This window comes from Hydrogenophaga sp., from assembly GCF_048549895.1.
Classification (GTDB): Bacteria; Pseudomonadota; Gammaproteobacteria; order Burkholderiales; family Burkholderiaceae_C; genus Hydrogenophaga.
Map to the genome: position 1 here is coordinate 24,390 of NZ_JBLYYB010000078.1, position 19,053 is coordinate 43,442.

Sequence of the window (19,053 nt, forward strand, 5' to 3'; positions counted from 1 at the left end):
ACCCGTGTGTTCAGGCGGCGCGCTTTTCGTGTTCGAGCGGGCGGGCTGGTGGCGCGATCTGTTTCATGATCTTGGCGATCAGCGACTCGGACGTGAGGCCTTCGGACAAACCTTCGTACGACAGCACCACGCGGTGGCGCAACACGTCGGGCACGAGATCGGTCATGTCTTCGGGCAACGCATAACTGCGCCCACGCAGCATGGCCAGCGCGCGGGCGCCTTCCACCAGGCCGATGGTGGCGCGCGGGCTGGCGCCAAAGGTGATGAAGCGCGCGAGGTCCTTGAGGCCGTGCTTCTCGGGCGTGCGCGTGGCCGACACCAGCTTCACCGCGTACTGCACCAGCGAGGGGTCCACATACACCTGGCGGCACTGCGCCTGCAGCACCGCGAGCTGGTCCGTGGTGGCCACGGCATTGACCTGCACGGCCGGGCCGGTGACGCGCTCGACGATCACGTACTCCTCTTCGTCGCTGGGGTAGTCCACCAGCACCTTCATCATGAAACGGTCGACCTGCGCCTCGGGCAACGGGTAGGTGCCTTCGGTCTCGATCGGGTTCTGCGTGGCCATCACCAGAAACGGGCTGGGCACCTTGTGCGACTCGCCGGCAATCGTGACCTGGCGCTCCTGCATCACTTCCAGCAGCGCGCTCTGCACCTTGGCCGGCGCGCGGTTGATCTCGTCGGCCAGCAGCAGGTTGGCAAACACCGGGCCCAGCGAGGTGCTGAAGTCGCCGGTCTTCTGGTTGTAGATGCGCGTTCCCACCAGATCGGCGGGCACCAGATCGGGCGTGAACTGGATGCGCTTGAACTGCCCTTGCACCACATTGGCCAGGGTCTTCACCGTGAGCGTCTTGGCCAGACCCGGCACACCCTCCACCAGCAGGTGGCCCTGGGCCAGCATGGCCACCATCACACGCTCCAGAAAACGGTCCTGGCCGACCACCACGCGTTTCACTTCGTACAGGATCTGCTCCATGAGCTGGGCGGTCTCGGGGGCGGCGTTCTGGTCCATGGAAGCTCCTGTGACGGTGAAAAAAATTCAGAAGGGTGGCAAGCCGGCGGCGGATGCAGCGCTCTCGATGGGCACTGCAAAACCGATGCCGACAAAGGTGCGGTGGCTGGTGGGGTTGAGGATGCCGGTGACGATGCCGATGACCTCACCGTCCATGGTGACCAGCGGGCCGCCCGAATTGCCGGGGTTGGCCGCCGCGTCGAACTGGATCAGGTTGCCGATTTCCTGCACGCCTTCGGGCGACTTGAAGGCACGGTCGAAGCCCGAGATGACGCCCGAGGACACCGAGGGACCGATGCCGAAAGGAAAGCCCACCGCCACCACGTCTTCACCGGGCACGAGGTCGTTGGTGGAGCGCATGGTGGCGGCGATGAGGTCGTCGGGAATGATCTGCGCCTGCAGCACGGCCAGGTCGTTTTGTGGCTGCGCGCCGGTCACGGTGGCCGGCGACTCGGCGCCGTCGGCGTACACCACCTTGATGCTCAGCGCGGTCTGCACCACGTGCAGGTTGGTCAGGATGATGCCCTTGTCGGTGATCACGACACCGGTGCCCACGCCCTGCTCCACCTCCTTGCCTTCGCCATTTTTGCCATAGGACACGACGCGCACCACCGCAGGCCGGATCTTCTCGGCGGCGCGGGCCGCGCGCGAGGGCAGGTTCTGGGTGGTGAGGGTGCGCAGCACGGCCGCGTCGATGTCTTTCTGCGTGAGCGCCTTGGCTCCACCCACGCCGCCTTGCCACACACTGGCCGCCAGCAGCGCAGCGATCAGCACCATCGCCGACCACATCACGCGCGGGCTGGAGGCGGCCCGTGCGCTGGCCTGGCGCAAGCGGCGAAAGCGGCCTGCAGGCGCGGGAACCGCTGATGCCTCAACCGCCGGGAGGGCACGCGCGTCTGCCTGTGGCGGCCCGGCTCGGTGAGAGGGGCTGTACAAGGCAGGCTTTCGCATGGCGGCTCCTGGTGCGGCGGAAAACACATCATGCCGTTTTGCGGCATCCGGCTCAAGCGCTCAACAATTGCCTGAGCACATAGGGGAGGATTCCACCCTCGCGGTAATAGTTCACCTCCACCGGTGTGTCGATGCGCAGGGTCACGGTAACGGTCTTGACGGACCCATCGGCGCGGGTGATCACCAGTTGCGCATCACTTTGGGGCGTGAGGTCCGGATGCGGCAACACGTCGATGGTTTCGTCACCACGCAAGCCCAGGCTCTCCCACGACTCACCCGCCTTGAACTGCAGCGGCAGCACACCCATGCCCACCAGGTTGGAGCGGTGGATGCGCTCGAAGCTGCGCGCCACCACCGCCTTGATGCCCAGCAGCTGCGTGCCCTTGGCGGCCCAGTCGCGGCTGGAGCCGGTGCCGTATTCCTCACCGGCAAAGACCACCGTGGGAATGTTCGCGGCCTGGTAGCGCATGGCGGCGTCGAAGATGCTCATCTTCTGGCCATGGCCCACGCCTTCCCGCTGGTACACCGTCCAGCCGCCCTCCTCGCGCGAGCCGTCGGCACCGGCGGCGAGCATGAGGTTCTTGATGCGCACGTTGGCAAACGTCCCGCGCATCATCACCTCGTGGTGGCCGCGGCGCGCGCCGTAGCTGTTGAAGTCGGCCTTGAGCACGCCACGCGCCAGCAGCCACTGGCCGGCCGGCGAGTTCTCGGCGATGTTGCCGGCGGGCGAAATGTGGTCGGTGGTGATGGAGTCGCCAAACAGCGCCATGACGCGCGCACCGCGCACCGCAGGCGGCTCGGTGGCAGCGGGCAAGGCGAGTTCGAACGATTCAAAAAACGGCGGCTCGGCGATGTAGGAGCTCTCGGGCCAGGTGTAGGCGTTGCCGCTCACACCCTTGATGCGCTCCCACAGCTTGCCGGGCTCGGCCTTCACGCGCGCGTAGTTCTCGCGGTAGGCGCGTCCGTTCATGGCGAACTTCATCAGGTCGTAGATCTCGTCGCTGGTGGGCCAGATGTCGCCCAGGTACACCGGTTTGCCGCCCTTGCCTTTGCCCAGCGGCTCGGTCATGAGGTCGATCATCACGTTGCCGGCGATCGCATACGCCACCACCAGCGGCGGGCTCGCCAGAAAGTTGGCCTTGAGGTTGGGGTGGATGCGCGCCTCGAAGTTGCGGTTGCCCGAAAGCACAGCGGCGCAGATCAGGTCGTTGCTGGTGATGACCTCGTTGAGCTCGGGCGTGAGATCGCCCGCGTTGCCGATGCAGGTGGTGCAGCCGTAACCCGCGAGCGAGAAACCGAGCTTCTCCAGGTAGGGCATCAGGCCGGTCTGGGTGAGGTACTCGGTGACGATGCGCGAGCCGGGGGCCAGAGACGTCTTGATGTGCGGCTTGACCTTCAGACCCGCCTCCACCGCCTTCTTGGCCAGCAGGCCGGCGGCCAGCAGCACGCCGGGGTTGGAGGTGTTGGTGCAGCTGGTGATGGCGGCGATCAGCACATCACCGTTGCCGATGCTCAGCTTGCTGCCTTTGCTCAGAGCCGCAGGGGCAGCTTCGGCGGTGAGCATCGCGGGTTTGTTGGACTCCATCTCGGCCACAAAACGCGGTGCACCCGGCACAGTGGCTTGGGGTTTGGCGGGGGGCGCCGCGTCGATCTCGTCGGCCGAGTGCGGCTGGTGGCGCGTGTGCAGCAAGGCGGCCGGGCGGTTGAAGCCGTTCTGCGCATTGGGCTTGCTGAACAGCGCGGCAAACTGGCTGGCCACGTTGCCCAGCTCGATGCGGTCTTGGGGGCGCTTGGGGCCGGCCAGGCTGGGCGTCACTTTGCCCAGATCCAGCGTGACCACCTGTGAATAGTCGATCTCGCCGGCCTTGATGGACGCACCTGGCGCGCCCGGCACACCGAAGATGCCCTGCGCGCGGAAGTAAGCCTCGAAGGCCTCGATCTCCGCCTTGCTGCGGCCGGTGCCGCGAAAGTAATCCAGCGTCTTTCCATCGACCGGAAAGAAGCCCATGGTGGCGCCGTACTCGGGCGCCATGTTGGCGATGGTGGCGCGGTCGGGCAAGGCGAGCGAGGCGGTGCCCTCGCCGAAAAATTCAACGAACTTGCCCACCACCTTGTGGCTCCGCAGGATCTCGGTGACGGTGAGCACCAGGTCGGTCGCGGTCACACCTTCGCGCAGGCGCCCGGTGAGCTCGAAGCCCACCACGTCGGGCATGAGGAAATACACCGGCTGGCCCAGCATCGCGGCCTCGGCCTCGATGCCGCCCACACCCCAGCCCACCACACCGATGCCGTTGATCATGGTGGTGTGGCTGTCGGTGCCCACCAGCGTGTCGGGGTAGTACAGGCCACCGTTCATGTGCACGCCGCGCGCCAGGTACTCCAGGTTCACCTGGTGCACGATGCCGAAGCCAGGGGGCACCACGCCAAAGGTGTCAAACGCCTGCATGCCCCACTTCATGAACTGGTAGCGCTCGTTGTTGCGCTGGAATTCGAGTTTCATGTTGAGGTCGAGCGCGCTCCTGGTGCCGTAGTGGTCCACCATCACCGAGTGGTCCACCACCAGGTCCACCGGCACCAGCGGTTCGATTTTTTTCGGGTCTTTGCCCAGGCGCTCGGCCACGCTGCGCATGGCCGCCAGATCGGCCAGCAGCGGCACACCGGTGAAGTCTTGCAAGACCACACGCGCCACGGTGAACGGGATCTCCTGCGTGCGCTCGCCATTGGGGTTCCATTGCGCGAGCTGGGCCACGTGTTCGGGCATCACGCGTTCGCCGTCGCAGTGACGCAGCACGCTCTCCAGCACGATGCGCAGCGACACCGGCAGGCGTTGGATCGCGGGGAATTGTCTGGCGAGCGCCGGCAGCGAATAGAAACGCCCACTCTTGCCCGAAGCGGTCTTGAAGGTCTTGACGGTGTTGGCGAAGGGGTGCGCGTAGCGAGCGGTGGCGGACATGGCGACTCCAGAGGGCGATTGAATGACCAAACCATTCTGTCAGCAGGTGGGGTGTCCGTGCTGACAGCAGTGATTCTTCACAACGCCCAAGTCGCCGGCCCATCTCAAGCCGCGAACCGAACCTTGTCGCTGCTGGCGAGCCCGCGCCACCCGATCCACTCCAGTTCGGCCAGAGCGAACACCACGACCGTCTGCACCAACAGATAGGTCAGACCCAGCGGCGTGGGGCTGACCGCACCACCGAACGCCAGCCACAGGCAGGCGAGCGCCCAGGCGGCGTTGAGCAACACGATCGTCATCAGCGGAACGCGTGGCGGCGAAGACTGCAGCGCCAGCCAGCCGGCCAGCAACACGAACGCGAAGATCGCCACACCCGAGGCCTGCAACAGCGCCTCGGGCAGGCCAAGCCAGGTGGACAGCAGCGGTGCCAGCAACAGGTGCAGCGCGCCGGTGCCGGCGCCCGACACAGCGTCGAACGCGAGCACGCGGCGCAGCACGGTGGTGGATGAAAGTTGGGCGGTGAGGGACATGGAAGCACTCCTGGCGGTGTTGATGAGGCCTTGATCGTGGGCCGCGGCGTGCAGACCGTCGATGACCTCGGAGGTCATGGAAGCCTTGCCCCGCTCGCCCTAACATGCGGTCCATGGACACCCCCGCCCTCCCACACCGCAGCGCCCCACCCACCTCGTTTGGTGAACACCTGCGCCACTGGCGCCAGCGGCGGCGCTTCAGCCAGATGGACCTGGCCCACGTGGCCGAGGTGTCCACGCGCCACCTGAGCTGCGTGGAGACCGGGCGAGCCAGCCCGAGCCGCGAAATGGTGCTGCGCCTGGTGGAGCGGCTCGATGTGCCACTGCGCGAGCGCAACGCCTGGCTGGTGGCCGCCGGCTTTGCACCCATGTACCGCGCGCGGCCGCTGGACGACCCCGGCATGGCTTCAGCGCGCGCCGCCGTGCAGCGCATCCTCGAATGCCACGAGCCCTGGCCCGCGCTGGCCATGGACCGCCACTGGAACCTGGTGATGTACAACCGCCTGGTGCCCTTGCTCACGGCGGGTGCTGCGCCCGAGCTGCTGCAAGGCGCCGTGAACGTGTTGCGCCTGAGCCTGCACCCGCAAGGCCTGGCGCCGCGCATCGCCAACCTGCGGCAGTGGCGCGAGCACCTGTTCGAGCGGCTGCGCCAGCAGATCCGCGCCACCGGCGACGCGGTGCTGGTCGCGCTGCTGGAAGAGCTCAAGGGCTACCCCGATGCGTCGGGGTCTGGTGCCGTGGAATTGCCGGGCGAACACCCCGGTGTGCTGATGCCGTTCCAGTTCCACACACCCCACGGTGTGCTGCAGCTCGTGAGCACCACCACCGTGTTCGGCTCGCCGGTGGACATCACGCTGCAGGAGCTGGCGATGGAAACGTTTTTTCCAGCGGATGAGGCCACGGCGACCGCGCTGCGCGGGCTGCTGGCCTCCACAACCGACTGATCAGCGCTTGTCGTCGGTGGACACCGGCGCAGCCGAGTCGTGGTTCAAGCCGGGTGGGATGTCACCCCGGTCACCGCTGGCCGTGCGGCGGCGAAACAGCTCGGTGCGCGCCAGCAGGATGGTGGTGACCGGCACCGTGAGCGCCAGAAAAATGATGATGAGCCAGCTGCGCAGCGCGAGCTTGTCGTCCTGCGCCGAGAAGTACACGATGCTGGCCAGCGTGACGCACCAGGCGGCGAAGCTGTAGGCCAGCGCGGGCGGGTGCATGCGTTGAAAAAAAGTCTTGAAGCGCACCACGCCCACGCCCGCGGCCAGCGCAAACAGACCGCTGAGCACCAGCAGCAGCGCCACCGGAATCTCGATCCACCAGGCCAGGTTGCCGCTCATTCGATCACCTCGCCACGCAGCAAAAACTTGGCCATGGCGGCCGAGCCGATGAAGCCGAACACGGCGATCAGCAGCGCGGCCTCGAAGTACATGGAGCTGCGGTAGCGGATGGCCAGCACCATCATCATGAGCATGGCCAGGGTGCAGATCAGGTCCATGGCGAGCACCCGGTCTTGCGCCGAGGGGCCACGCAGCAGGCGCACCAGCGCCAGGCCCATGGCCAGGGCAAAACAGGCCTGAGCAAACACGATGGCGCCGAACAGCAGCGGGGTCATTCGAATATCTCCATCAACGGCCGCTCGTAGCGGTGTTTGATCAGGTCGATCTCGGCCTGCGCGTCGTCCATGTCGAACATGTGGACCAGCAGGGCACTGCGGTCCAGCGCGAGCTCGGACCAGATGGTGCCGGGAATCACACACATGATGGCGGCCAGCACGGCCAGACCATTGGGGTCGCGCAGGTCCAGCGGCACCACCACAAAACCGCCTTGCGGCACCTTGCCCGCAGGTGCCACCGTGCCCAGCAGCACGCGCCAGTTCCACACCAGCACGTCGCGCCCGACCTGAAAGAACAAGCGCAGCGCCACCAGCGGGTGGCTGAAGCGCACCGGCGTGGGCCGCAGCGAATGCGTGAGCCAGGGCACCAGCCAGCCCAGCAGCAGCGCCATCAACCACTGGCCCAGGCCGAGCGAGTTGTTGAGCAGCAGCCACAAGGCCACCAGCGCCAGCGAAAGCAAGGGCGAGGGGAACAGGCGGCGCATCACTTCACACCTCCCGGCACGGGCACGCCCAGCCGATCGGCGTTGGTGGGCGTGGGCAAGGGTCGGGCGCTCATCACCGCGTCGATGTAGAGGCGGGGTTGGTAGAGCGCGGCGGCCGTGGCGCTGGTGTAGCGCATCACCGCTTCGGCGCGCACGGTGAAGAGCACACACAGCGCGATCAGCAAGGCAATGGGCAGGTACTCCACCACGCGCAGCACCGGCGCTGGGCGGTCCACCGGCGCCCAGAAGAAACGCATGCCGGTGCGCGTCAACGCCAGCAGGGCCAGCAGGCCCGAGCTGATGATGGCGCCCAGGAGCAACCAGCTCACCGGCGCCACGGTGCCACCGGGCGCGTCCAGCAGCGTGGAGAGCATGGCGAACTTGCCGATGAAGCCGGAGAACGGCGGCAGGCCCGCGAGCAGCAGCGTGCAGCAGATGAAGGCCAGGCCCAGCAACGCGGTGGCGGCGGGAATGGCGCGCCCCACCAGCGGCACTTCGTCCTCGTCGAGGTTGGTGCCCTGCGCCAGTTCCAGCTCGGCCATGGAAAACGGCAGGTGGTCTTCTTCGTCTTCGGGTGCTTGCTCGCGCATGCCCTCCGATTGCCGTGAGCGGTCCATGAGCTCGGTGAGCAGGAAAAACGCCGCCACCGCGAAGGTGGACACCGGCAGGTAGTACAGCGCGCCTGCGGTGACCTCGGGCCGCGCCAGCCCGAACACCGCCATGAGCGTGCCCGACGAAACGATGACCGCGAACCCGGCCAAACGCGCCGGGCGCTGCGCAGACATCATGCCGATGGCACCCAAGGTCAGCGTGGCCAGGCCGCCCCACAACAACCACTGGCTGCCGAAGCCGGCCGAGTCGCCCGCGTCGTCGGAAAACAGCAGCGTCGACAAGCGCAGCAACACATACACACCCACCTTGGTGAGCAAGGCGAACACCGCCGCCGACGGCGCGCTCGCGCTCGCATACGCCGGCACCAGCCAGAAGTTCAGTGGCCACATGGCCGCCTTGGCCAGAAAAGCCACACCCAGGATGGCGCAGCCCGCGTGCAGCAAGGCGCGGTCGGCGTCCGCCACCTCGGCCATGCGCGCGGCCAGGTCGGCCATGTTGAGCGTGCCGGAGATGCCGTAGATGAGCGCCGCACCCACGAGGAACAACGACGATGCGGCGAGGTTGATGGCGATGTAGTGCAGGCCGGCTTTCACCCGCGCCGGCCCGGAGCCGTGCAAGAGCAAACCGTAAGACGCGGCGAGCATGACCTCGAAGAACACGAACAGGTTGAACAGGTCGCCGGTGAGGAAGGCGCCGTTCAAACCCATGATCTGGATCTGGAACAGCGGGTGGAAATGCGCCCCCGCCTTGTGCCAGCGCGCCAGCGCAAACAACAAGGCCATCAAGGCCACCAGCGCGGTCATCACCAGCATCAGGGCCGAGAGCCGGTCGAGCACGAGCGCGATGCCGTAGGGCACGTCCCAGTTGGACGGCAGGTAAATGCCGAAGGCGCTCGGTCCGTCTTCAGCCTTGACCCAGAACACCAGCAGCACGGCCACCACCAGGTTGGCGGCGGTGGCCAGCAGACCGAGCGTGGCCTTGGTGCGGTGGCGGCGCTCGCTCACCAGCATGAGCAGGCACGCTGCCAGCAGCGGCAGCAGCACGGGTGCGACCATCAGGTGTGGCATCAGGGCCTGGGCCAGCTCCCTCATTCGCCAACCTCCCGAGCTTTCTCCTCGCCGTCCACATGGTCGTTGCCGGAGAAGCCCCGCTGCGCCAGCATGACCACCAGGAACAGCGCGGTCATGGCGAAGCCGATCACGATGGCGGTGAGCACCAGGGCTTGTGGCATCGGGTCGTCGTAAAACTCGAAGGTGGGCGGAAATCCCGCCACCATGATGGGTTCGCTGTCCACCGAGAGCCGGCCCATGCTGAAGATGAACAGGTTCACACCGTAGCCCAGCAGCGCCAGACCCATGATCACCTGGAAGGTGCGCGGGCGCAGCATGAGCCACACGCCGCAGGTGGTGAGCACACCGATGGCCAGGGCCAGCACGATTTCCATCAGAGGTCTCCCTTGTGTTGTCCGCCGGCATCGCGGGCGTCGGTGCTCACGCGGCGGTGGCCGCGCACCGACTGGTGGCCCAGCGCCGTGAGGATGAGCAGCGTGGCGCCCACCACCAGGGTGAAGACGCCGATGTCGTAGAACAGCGCGCTGGCCACGTGGATCTCGCCGAGCAGCGGGAGGGAGAGGTGGGCGGTGTGCGTGGTGAGGAAGGGGTAGCCGAAGAAGAGTGCGCCCAGACCGGTGAAGGTCGCCATCAGCAGGCCCGCGGCGATCCAGCGCACGGGGCGCAGGCTGATGTTGGCCTCGACCCACTGCGTGCCCGAGACGATGTACTGCAGGATGAAGGCGGTGGAGAGCACCAGCCCGGCCACGAAGCCGCCGCCCGGCTCGTTGTGCCCGCGCATGAAAAGGTAAACCCCGATCACGGCCGCGATCGGCAGCAGCAGGCGCACCAGCACCGCGGGCACCAGCAGGTAGCCGTGGGCGGTGTCGGCGGCGGTTTGTGCGTTCACAAGATCGGTCGCGAGGTCGGTGGGCAGGGCGCGCTGTTGCGGCGGCAGGTCCATGCTCTCGGGCGCGGGCCTGAAACGGCGCAGCAGCGCGTACACCGTGAGCGCCACGATGCCCAGCACGGCGATCTCGCCCAACGTGTCGAAGCCGCGAAAGTCCACCAGCATCACGTTGACCACGTTGGTGCCGCCACCCTCGGGCACGGCGCGCTCCAGGAAAAAGGTGGAGATGCTCTGCGGGAAGTCGCGCGTCATGACCGCGTACGACAGCGCGGCCATGCCACCACCGGCCGCCAGCGCCACGGTCAGGTCGCGCCCGCGCCGGGTGCTGGTGCGCAGGCGGACGCGCAACGGCAAACGCCGGTCCACCGCCTCGGAGCGTTTGGGCAACCAGCGCAGGCCGAGCAGGATCAGCACCGTGGTCACCGCCTCCACCGAGAGCTGGGTCAAGGCCAGGTCGGGCGCGGAGAACCAGGCAAAGGTGACCACTGTGACCAAACCCGCCACGCTCATGAGCGCCAGCGCGGTGAGTCGGTGGTACTTGGCCTGCCAGGTGGCGCCGATGGCGCTGCCGATGCCCACCAGCCAGAGCAGCGCAAACATGGGCGAGAACGGCAGCACCTTGCGCTCGCCCGCGAGCCAGGTGCCCGCACCGGCCCCGCGCAGCGAAACGAACGCGGCGAACACCGTGACCAACACCAACAGCAGCAACTGGGCCTGCAGGCGCCGCGTGCCCAGCCTGCGCTGCAGCTGTCGACTGGCTGCGGTGATGAACGCCAAGGTGCCTTCAAACACCCGTTTGCCACTCACCCAGCCGAGCACCGGCGTGCGCCGGATGCGGCCGGTCTGCATCGGTTGGCGCAGCAGCGCAAACAGCACGATGCCACCGGCCAGCGCCACAAAGCTCATCACCAGCGGCAGGTTGAAGCCGTGCCACACCGCCAGATCAAACGCCGGCAGTTGCCCACCCACCACCGGTGTGGCCGCGGTGGACAGGATGGCCTGAATGGACCACTGCGGCAGCACGCCCACCAGCAAACAGGCCAGCACCAGCAGCTCGACCGGCACCCGCATCCAGTGCGGCGGCTCGTGGGGCGTGCGCGGCAGCGCGTGGCAGGTGTCGGGGCCGAAGAACACGTTGACGGTGAAGCGCAGCGAATACGCCACGCTGAAGGCACCCGCCACCACCGCGGCCAGCGGCAGGAGGGTGTCGAACCAGGGCGCGGCGTTCACGAACACCGCCTCGGTGAAAAACATCTCCTTGGAGATGAAGCCGTTGAGCAGCGGCACACCCGCCATGGCCGCGCCCGCCACCAGGGTGAGCGTGGCGGTGATGGGCATGTAGCGCCAGAGGCCACTCAAGCGGCGCATGTCGCGCGTGCCGGTCTCGTGGTCGATGATGCCCACGGCCATGAACAGCGAGGCCTTGAAGGTCGCGTGGTTGATGATGTGGAACACCGCCGCCACCGCGGCCAGCGGGCTGTTCAGACCGAGCAGCGTGGTGATGAGGCCCAGGTGCGAAATGGTCGAGTAGGCCAGCAGGCTCTTGAGGTCTTTCTGGAAGATGGCCGCGAAGCCGCCGATCAGCAAGGTGATGAGGCCGGAGCCGGTGACGAGCCAGAACCACTCGTCGGTGCCGGCCAGCACTGGCCACAGCCGCGCCAGCAGAAACACCCCGGCCTTGACCATGGTGGCCGAGTGCAGGTAGGCCGACACCGGGGTGGGCGCGGCCATGGCGTGTGGCAGCCAGAAATGTAACGGAAACTGCGCGCTCTTGGTCAATGCACCGAGCAGGATCAGCACCAGCGCCGTGCTGTAGAGCGGGTGGGCACGGATCACGTCGCCCGCGCGCAGCACCACGTCGAGGTCGTAGCTGCCCACGATGTGGCCGAGCACCAGCATGCCGGCGAGCAGGCACAGGCCGCCGGTGCCGGTGACGGTGAGCGCCATGCGCGCGCCGCGCCGCGCGTCGCTGCGGTGGTGCCAGTAACCGATGAGCAGAAACGAGAACAGGCTGGTGAGTTCCCAGAACAGCACCAGCTGGATCAGGTTGCCCGAGAGCACCACACCGCTCATGGAGCCCATGAAGGCCAGCAGCAGCGAGAAGAAGCGCGGCACCGGATCGGTGGGCGACATGTAGTAACGCGCGTACAGCACCACCAGCGCGCCAATGCCCAGCACCAGCAGGGAGAACATCCAGGCAAACCCGTCCATGCGGAACACCAGGTTCAAACCGAGCGACGGCAACCACACGATCTCTTCGCGCACCACACCGCCGGCGGCCATCTCGGGAAACAGCATCGCGGCCTGCACGGCGCAGAACAAAGCGATCGCACCGGCCAGTGTGGACTCGGTGTTTCGGGCGTTCGACGGCAGCAGGGCGGCAACGAGGCTGCCCACGAATGGCAAGAGGACGAGGCTGTAGAGCGGCAGGGTCATGTGGCTTTGAGTCTATCGGCTGCGCATGGCAGGGCACCGAGCAAGGCGGAGGCCAAAAAAAAGCGGCCCGCAGGCCGCTTCTTCAAGGAGGGGCTGCGGCTCAGGCGGTGACGCCTTTGGCCGCGTCGGCGTATTCCGAAATCTGGTCAAAGTTCAGGTACTTGTAGATCTGGCTGCCGTCCTTGTTGATCACGCCCATGTCGGCCTGGTACTCGGCCACGGTCGGGATGCGACCCAGCTTGGACGCAATGGCCGCCAGCTCGGCCGAGGCCAGGTAGACGTTGGTGTTCTTGCCCAGGCGGTTGGGGAAGTTGCGCGTGGAGGTGGAGACCACGGTGGCGCCTTCGCGCACCTGCGCCTGGTTGCCCATGCACAGCGAGCAGCCCGGCATTTCGGTGCGCGCACCGGCGGTGCCGAACACGCCGTAGTGGCCTTCCTTGGTCAGCTCGGCCGCGTCCATCTTGGTGGGCGGCGCGATCCACAGCTTCACCGGGATGTCGCGCTTGCCTTCGAGCAGCTTGGAAGCCGCGCGGAAGTGACCGATGTTGGTCATGCACGAACCGATGAACACCTCGTCGATCTTGGCACCGGCCACATCGCTGAGCAGCTTGGCGTCGTCCGGATCGTTGGGGCAGCACAGCACGGGCTCGGTGAGGTCGGCCAGGTCGATCTCGATCACGGCGGCGTACTCGGCGTCCTTGTCGGCTTCCAGCAGGCTCGGGTTGGCCAGCCAGGCTTCGACCTTCTCGATGCGGCGCGCCAGCGTGCGGGCGTCGGCATAACCGTCGGCGATCATGTTCTTCATCAGCACCACGTTGCTGGTGAGGTACTCCTTGATCGGCTCGGGGTTGAGCTTCACGGTGCAACCGGCGGCCGAGCGTTCGGCCGAGGCGTCGGAGAGTTCAAACGCCTGCTCCACCTTCAAATCCGGCAGGCCTTCGATTTCCAGGATGCGGCCGGAGAACACGTTCTTCTTGCCGGCCTTGGCCACGGTCAACAGACCGGCGCGAATCGCGTACAGCGGGATCGCGTGCACGAGATCGCGCAGCGTGATGCCGGGCTGCATCTGGCCCTTGAAACGCACCAACACCGACTCGGGCATGTCCAACGGCATCACGCCGGTGGCCGCGCCAAACGCCACCAGGCCGGAGCCGGCGGGGAAGCTGATGCCGATGGGGAAACGGGTGTGCGAGTCGCCGCCGGTGCCCACGGTGTCGGGCAGCAACAGGCGGTTGAGCCAGCTGTGGATCACGCCGTCACCCGGGCGCAGGGCCACGCCGCCGCGGTTGCTGATGAAAGCTGGCAGCTCGCGGTGGGTCTTCACGTCCACGGGTTTCGGGTAGGCGGCGGTGTGGCAGAAGGACTGCATCACCAGGTCGGCGCTGAAGCCGAGGCAGGCCAGGTCTTTCAGTTCGTCGCGCGTCATGGGGCCGGTGGTGTCCTGGCTGCCCACGGTGGTCATCTTGGGCTCGCAGTAGGTGCCCGGGCGAACGCCCTGGCCTTCCGGCATGCCGACCGCGCGGCCCACCATTTTTTGCGCCAGCGTGAAGCCGGCCTTGGTGGCCACGGGCGTGGTCGGCAAGCGGAACAGCGTGCTTGCTGCCAGGCCCAGGAACTCGCGCGCCTTGGCGGTGAGCGAGCGGCCAATGATCAGGTTGATGCGGCCACCGGCGCGCACTTCGTCGAACAACACATCGCTCTTGAGCTTGAACTCGACCACCGTCTCGCCATTGCGAACGATCTTGCCGTCGTAGGGCATCACGTCGACGACATCGCCCATCTCGAGTTTGGACACGTCCACTTCGATCGGCAGCGAGCCCGAGTCTTCCTGCGTGTTGAAGAAGATGGGCGCGATCTTGCCGCCCAGCGTCACACCGCCGAAGCGCTTGTTCGGCACGAACGGGATGTCCTGGCCCGTGGCCCAGATCACCGAGTTGGTGGCCGACTTGCGGCTGGAGCCGGTGCCCACCACGTCGCCCACGTAGGCCACGAGGTGACCCTTTTTCTTCAGGTCTTCAATGAACTGCATCGGGCCGCGCTTGCCGTCTTCTTCGGGCTTGAAGGCCGCGCCTTCGCGCGTGTTCTTCAGCATGGCCAGGTAGTGCAGCGGAATGTCGGGGCGGCTCCAGGCGTCGGGCGCGGGCGACAGGTCGTCGGTGTTGGTCTCGCCGGGCACCTTGAACACGGTCACGGTGATCGACTTCGGCACTTCGGGGCGGGTGGTGAACCACTCGGCGTTGGCCCAGCTCTCGATCACTTCCTTCGCCTTGGCGTTGCCGGCTTTGGCCTTGGCGGCCACGTCGTTGAAGAAGTCGAACATCAAGAGCGTTTTCTTCAGGCCTTCGGCCGCCACCGCCGCCACATCGGCCTGGTCGAGCAGGTCGATCAGCGGGTGCACGTTGTAGCCACCCACCATGGTGCCCAGCAGCTCGGTGGCCTTGGCCTTGGAGACCAGCGCCACGGCGATGTCGCCGTGCGCCACGGCCGCCAGGAAGCTGGCCTTGACCTTGGCGGCATCGTCCACGCCCGGTGGCACGCGGTGCGTGAGCAGATCCATCAGGAACGCGTCTTCCCCGGCCGGTGGCGCCTTGATCAACTCAATCAGGTCGGCGACCTGCTTCGCATCCAGCGGCAGCGGCGGAATGCCCAGGGCCGCGCGCTCGGCGGTGTGGGCGCGGTAGTCGGTGAGGAAGGTGTTGGACATGGCGTTCTCCAGTGGGAAGGGTATTCGTGAGGATCAGAAAACAGATGGGGTGGGGGCAAGCAAGCTCAATGCCGCGCTTTGAGAGGCTCGTTGAAAAACGGCCGCATGGCGTCGGGCAGCGGCAGGCCGGTGTGGTGCGCGCGCTCCAGCACCTGCCAGAAATAGCGGTAGCTCGCGCGGTCGTGCAGTCGGCCTTCAAACTGCACCGGCGCCCAGTTGGCGGCCATGGCGCATTCAATGAGCGCGGCAGCGGTGTCGACCTCGCGCTCTGATGGTGCAAACGCCGCCAGGATGGGGCGAATCTGGTCGGGGTGGATGCTCCACATGCGGGTGTAGCCCAGTTCGCGGGCGGCCTTGTGCGCGGCGTTCTGCAGCGCGACCAAGTCCTTGAACTCGGTGACCACGCAGTGCGACGGCACCTTGCCGTGTGCGTGGCAGGCGGACGCAATGGCCAGCTTGGCGCGCAGCACGAGCGGGTGGCTGAACTGGCCTGCCACGCTCATGCCGTCGGCAGGGATGGCCCCACCGTGCGCCGAGACAAAGTCCATCAGGCCAAAGCTCAGGCTCTGCACACGCGGATGGGCGGCGATGTCGAAGGCACGGTGCACGGCGGCGGGTGACTCGATGAGCACGTGCAGCGGCAGTGCCGATGCGCCCGCGGCGTCGAGCGCAGCCACGGCGCGCTGCACGTCGGCCACCGACTCGACCTTGGGCACCATCAGGTGCGCGAGGCGCTGCCCTGCACGGCCGGCGATGGTGGCCACGTCGGCCTCAAACGCCGGGTGGTCCACCGGGTGCACACGCACGGCCACACGCGCTTGCGGCGCAGCGGCCAGGGCCAGTTCGGTGACGAGCAAGGCGTGATCCGCCTCGCCGCCCACGGGCGCACCGTCTTCGCAGTCGAGCGTCACGTCGAACACGCAGGTGCCGAACTCCTCGGCCATCTCGGCCTGCAGCGCCAGGCTCTTCTTCATCCGCGCCTCCACCCCGCTGTAGTGGTCACAGACCGGCAGCGCGAACGCGCCGGCCTGAGCGCCCAGCAGGATGGAACGAGGGTGGATTTTCACGGGTGCGCTACGAGGTGACGACGAAAACGAATCCGCACCGCCTGCGTCCAGCACACACCACGGAACTGGCTTTGCCAGGCCGTAAGTGTGGTCCCCCCGGGGGGACGACGCGAAGCGGCGCAGGGGGGCATCACAGCAAATGCTTCACGCCGTCTTGTTCACCCTGCAGCTCGGCCAGGGTCTTGTTGATGCATTCCTGCGAGAAGGCGTCGATCTCCAGGCCTTCAACGACCTTGTATTCACCGTTTTCACAGGTGACGGGGAAGCCGAACATCATGTCCTTCGGAATGCCGTACCAGCCTTGCGAAGGAATGCCCATGGTGACCCACTCGCCTTGGGTGCCCAGCGCCCAGTCGCGCATGTGGTCGATGGCGGCGTTGGCGGCCGAGGCAGCGGAAGACAAACCGCGTGCTTCGATGATGGCCGCGCCACGCTTGCCCACGGTGGGCAGGAACACGTCCTTGTTCCACACCTGGTCGTTGATCATGTCCTTGACCGACGCGCCGTCGATGGTGGCGAAGCGGTAGTCGGCGTACATGGTGGGCGAGTGGTTGCCCCACACGGCCAGTTTCTTGATGCTGGCCACGGCCTTGCCGGTCTTGGCTGCGATCTGGCTCAGGGCACGGTTGTGGTCCAGGCGCAGCATGGCGGTGAAGTTGCGCGGGTTGAGATCGGGCGCGCTCTTCATGGCAATGTAGGCGTTGGTGTTGGCGGGGTTGCCGACCACCAGCACCTTGACGTTGCGCGAAGCCACGGCGTTGAGCGCCTTGCCCTGGGCGGTGAAGATGGCGCCGTTGATGGCGAGCAGCTCGGCGCGCTCCATGCCGGGGCCACGCGGACGCGAACCGACCAGCAGTGCGTAGTCGGTGTCCTTGAACGCCGTCATCGGGTCGCTGTGGGCCTCCATGCCGACCAGCAACGGGAACGCGCAGTCTTCCAGTTCCATCATCACACCCTTGAGCGCTTTTTGCGGCCCATCCACCGGCACTTCCAGCAACTGCAGGATCACGGGCTGGTCTTTGCCGAGCATTTCGCCCGAAGCGATGCGAAACAGCAGGGCGTAACCGATCTGGCCAGCGGCGCCGGTGACGGCGACACGAACGGGCTTCTTTTGCATGGTGAGAACTCCAGAATGAGACGAGGGGATGGGGATGGGGTTGGGGAGCGAACACCCCGAGACGCAGATGGCAAAAGCGGGCAAAAAACGCGCCGCTGGTGGGTCCAGGTCAGCCACAGAGTGTACCCTCGCAAACCCTGATACGTCAATTTGTCTTATGTCTTATATAAGATATGATTCATCGTTCGTGCGCCGCCTGCGGACGCATCAAACATCATGGCCACGACTCCACTCAGCACCCCCGACGCACCAGCGAACGACGGTCGCCCCACGCCCGATGCTGGCGCGTTTGAACACAGCGCACCGGCCTTCAGCCCGTTGTATCAACAGATCAAGACGCTGATCCTGCGCAGCCTGCAGGCCAGCGAATGGAAGCCCGGCGACATGATCCCGAGCGAATTCGACCTGGCCGCCCGCTTCAAGGTGAGCCAGGGCACGGTGCGCAAGGCCATCGACGAACTCGCCACCGACAACCTGCTGGTGCGCCGCCAGGGCAAGGGCACCTTTGTGGCCACGCACTCCGAGCAGCACATCCAGTACCGCTTCCTGCGCCTGCTGCCCGACACCGGTTCGCTGGAAGACCAGGGCACGGCGGAGCGCCGCATCATCGAATGCCGCCGCCTGCGTGCGCCCGCCGAGGTGGCGCGCCAGCTGGCCTTGCGCACCGGCGACCCGGTGCTGCAGGTCAAACGTGTGCTCACCTTCGCGCAGGTGCCCGCCATCCTCGAAGAACTCTGGCTGCCTGGCGTGCCGTTCAAAGGCCTGACCCTGGAAACGCTGGCCGACGACAAGGGGCCGATGTATGCCTTGTTTGAAGCGCAGTTCGGCGTGCGCATGGTGCGCGCGGTCGAGAAGATCAAGGCCGTGGCCGCCGACAGCGAGGCCGCCACGTTGCTGGGCGTGGCCGAGGGTTCGCCGCTGCTCAGCGTCGAACGCCTGGCCTTCACCTACAACGACACCCCGATGGAACTGCGGCGCGGCCTCTACCGCACCGACGCCCGTCACTACCGCAACGAACTGAGTTGAGCCGCCGCTGCTATGTCCTTGATAGCCCCGCGCCTGCATCCGGTGTCAGTCTCACGATTGGTGCGTTGCAATAGAATTTGACACCCGGTGGTTCCGGTTACCAACGCGTTACACCACCGACATCCCTTCCCCGCATCCCCTCTGCGCAAGAAAGTCCCCACCATGACCGAGTTGACCAAGAAGCGGCCCGAGTTCCGCAACATCAACGCATTCAAGGATCTGACCACCTACCGCCTGCCACCCGCAGGCTGGGTCTCGATCCTGCACCGCGCCAGCGGTGGCCTGATGTTCATCCTGCTGCCCCTGATCGTCTGGCTGTTCGACACCTCGGTGTCTTCCGAAATCTCTTTCGAGCGTTTCAGCGCCGCTTTCTCGGCGGGCCTGGGCTTTGTGCCGGGCTGGTTCTTCAAGCTCGTGGTGCTGGCCCTGATCTGGGCCTACCTGCATCACCTGATTGCCGGCGTGCGCCACCTCTACATGGACGCGTGCCACGCGGTGAGCAAGGAATTCGGCAAGTCTTCCGCCATCGTCACGCTGGTGCTGAGCATTGGCCTCACCGTGCTGCTCGGCGCCAAGCTTTTCGGCCTGTACTGAT

At 66.4% G+C, this 19,053-nt stretch carries 16 protein-coding genes; 3 read left to right on the forward strand and 13 right to left on the reverse strand.

Annotated elements, in window-relative coordinates; all coding sequences use genetic code 11:
• Positions 1-10: 10 nt before the first annotated feature.
• From ACN4F8_RS08160 to ACN4F8_RS08175, 4 genes are all read right to left on the reverse strand, one after another.
• Complete coding sequence (locus tag ACN4F8_RS08160) at positions 11-1,012, reverse strand: AAA family ATPase (protein ID WP_419473107.1); 1,002 nt, start codon at positions 1,010-1,012, stop codon at positions 11-13.
• 27 nt (positions 1,013-1,039) lie between these two features.
• Positions 1,040-1,963: a S1C family serine protease gene (locus ACN4F8_RS08165; protein WP_419473108.1), complete on the reverse strand. Its 924-nt coding sequence runs from the start codon at positions 1,961-1,963 to the stop codon at positions 1,040-1,042.
• A gap of 52 nt (positions 1,964-2,015) precedes the next feature.
• On the reverse strand, positions 2,016-4,916 hold the full coding sequence (locus tag ACN4F8_RS08170; RefSeq protein ID WP_419473109.1) for an aconitate hydratase: 2,901 nt from the start codon (positions 4,914-4,916) through the stop codon (positions 2,016-2,018).
• A gap of 104 nt (positions 4,917-5,020) precedes the next feature.
• Positions 5,021-5,524, reverse strand: a complete 504-nt coding sequence (locus ACN4F8_RS08175) for a hypothetical protein (RefSeq protein ID WP_419473110.1) — start codon at positions 5,522-5,524, stop codon at positions 5,021-5,023.
• A 26-nt stretch (positions 5,525-5,550) separates the two neighbouring features.
• On the opposite strand from ACN4F8_RS08175, the gene ACN4F8_RS08180 reads away from it, so the two are divergent.
• Positions 5,551-6,390, forward strand: a complete 840-nt coding sequence (locus ACN4F8_RS08180; protein ID WP_419473111.1) for a helix-turn-helix domain-containing protein — start codon at positions 5,551-5,553, stop codon at positions 6,388-6,390.
• On the opposite strand, the gene ACN4F8_RS08185 is transcribed toward ACN4F8_RS08180, so the two are convergent.
• The 9 genes from ACN4F8_RS08185 to ACN4F8_RS08225 form a co-directional block, all read right to left on the reverse strand.
• Positions 6,391-6,777: a Na+/H+ antiporter subunit G gene (locus tag ACN4F8_RS08185; RefSeq protein WP_419473112.1), complete on the reverse strand. Its 387-nt coding sequence runs from the start codon at positions 6,775-6,777 to the stop codon at positions 6,391-6,393.
• Entirely contained in the window at positions 6,774-7,052 is a 279-nt protein-coding gene (locus ACN4F8_RS08190; protein ID WP_322316294.1) for a K+/H+ antiporter subunit F, read from the reverse strand. The genes ACN4F8_RS08185 and ACN4F8_RS08190 overlap by 4 nt, the downstream gene beginning before the upstream one ends.
• The gene (locus ACN4F8_RS08195) at positions 7,049-7,540 is read right to left on the reverse strand and encodes a Na+/H+ antiporter subunit E (protein WP_419473113.1); all 492 of its coding nucleotides are present in this window, start codon (positions 7,538-7,540) and stop codon (positions 7,049-7,051) included. Before ACN4F8_RS08195 ends, ACN4F8_RS08190 begins: the two co-directional genes overlap by 4 nt.
• Entirely contained in the window at positions 7,537-9,240 is a 1,704-nt protein-coding gene (locus ACN4F8_RS08200) for a monovalent cation/H+ antiporter subunit D (RefSeq protein WP_419473114.1), read from the reverse strand. The genes ACN4F8_RS08195 and ACN4F8_RS08200 overlap by 4 nt, the downstream gene beginning before the upstream one ends.
• Entirely contained in the window at positions 9,237-9,593 is a 357-nt protein-coding gene (locus ACN4F8_RS08205; protein ID WP_419473115.1) for a Na+/H+ antiporter subunit C, read from the reverse strand. Before ACN4F8_RS08205 ends, ACN4F8_RS08200 begins: the two co-directional genes overlap by 4 nt.
• Positions 9,593-12,538, reverse strand: a complete 2,946-nt coding sequence (locus tag ACN4F8_RS08210; protein ID WP_419473217.1) for a monovalent cation/H+ antiporter subunit A — start codon at positions 12,536-12,538, stop codon at positions 9,593-9,595. Before ACN4F8_RS08210 ends, ACN4F8_RS08205 begins: the two co-directional genes overlap by 1 nt.
• A gap of 106 nt (positions 12,539-12,644) precedes the next feature.
• Complete coding sequence (acnB, locus tag ACN4F8_RS08215) at positions 12,645-15,248, reverse strand: bifunctional aconitate hydratase 2/2-methylisocitrate dehydratase (protein ID WP_419473116.1); 2,604 nt, start codon at positions 15,246-15,248, stop codon at positions 12,645-12,647.
• Positions 15,249-15,313: 65 nt separating this feature from the next.
• The gene (locus tag ACN4F8_RS08220; RefSeq protein WP_419473117.1) at positions 15,314-16,315 is read right to left on the reverse strand and encodes an HpcH/HpaI aldolase/citrate lyase family protein; all 1,002 of its coding nucleotides are present in this window, start codon (positions 16,313-16,315) and stop codon (positions 15,314-15,316) included.
• A 130-nt stretch (positions 16,316-16,445) separates the two neighbouring features.
• The gene (locus tag ACN4F8_RS08225) at positions 16,446-17,432 is read right to left on the reverse strand and encodes a malate dehydrogenase (RefSeq protein WP_419473118.1); all 987 of its coding nucleotides are present in this window, start codon (positions 17,430-17,432) and stop codon (positions 16,446-16,448) included.
• 216 nt (positions 17,433-17,648) lie between these two features.
• Between ACN4F8_RS08225 and ACN4F8_RS08230 the strand changes: the two genes are divergently transcribed.
• Complete coding sequence (locus ACN4F8_RS08230; protein ID WP_419473119.1) at positions 17,649-18,458, forward strand: GntR family transcriptional regulator; 810 nt, start codon at positions 17,649-17,651, stop codon at positions 18,456-18,458.
• A gap of 162 nt (positions 18,459-18,620) precedes the next feature.
• The gene (gene sdhC, locus ACN4F8_RS08235) at positions 18,621-19,052 is read left to right on the forward strand and encodes a succinate dehydrogenase, cytochrome b556 subunit (RefSeq protein ID WP_419473120.1); all 432 of its coding nucleotides are present in this window, start codon (positions 18,621-18,623) and stop codon (positions 19,050-19,052) included.
• Position 19,053: the final 1 nt, after the last annotated feature.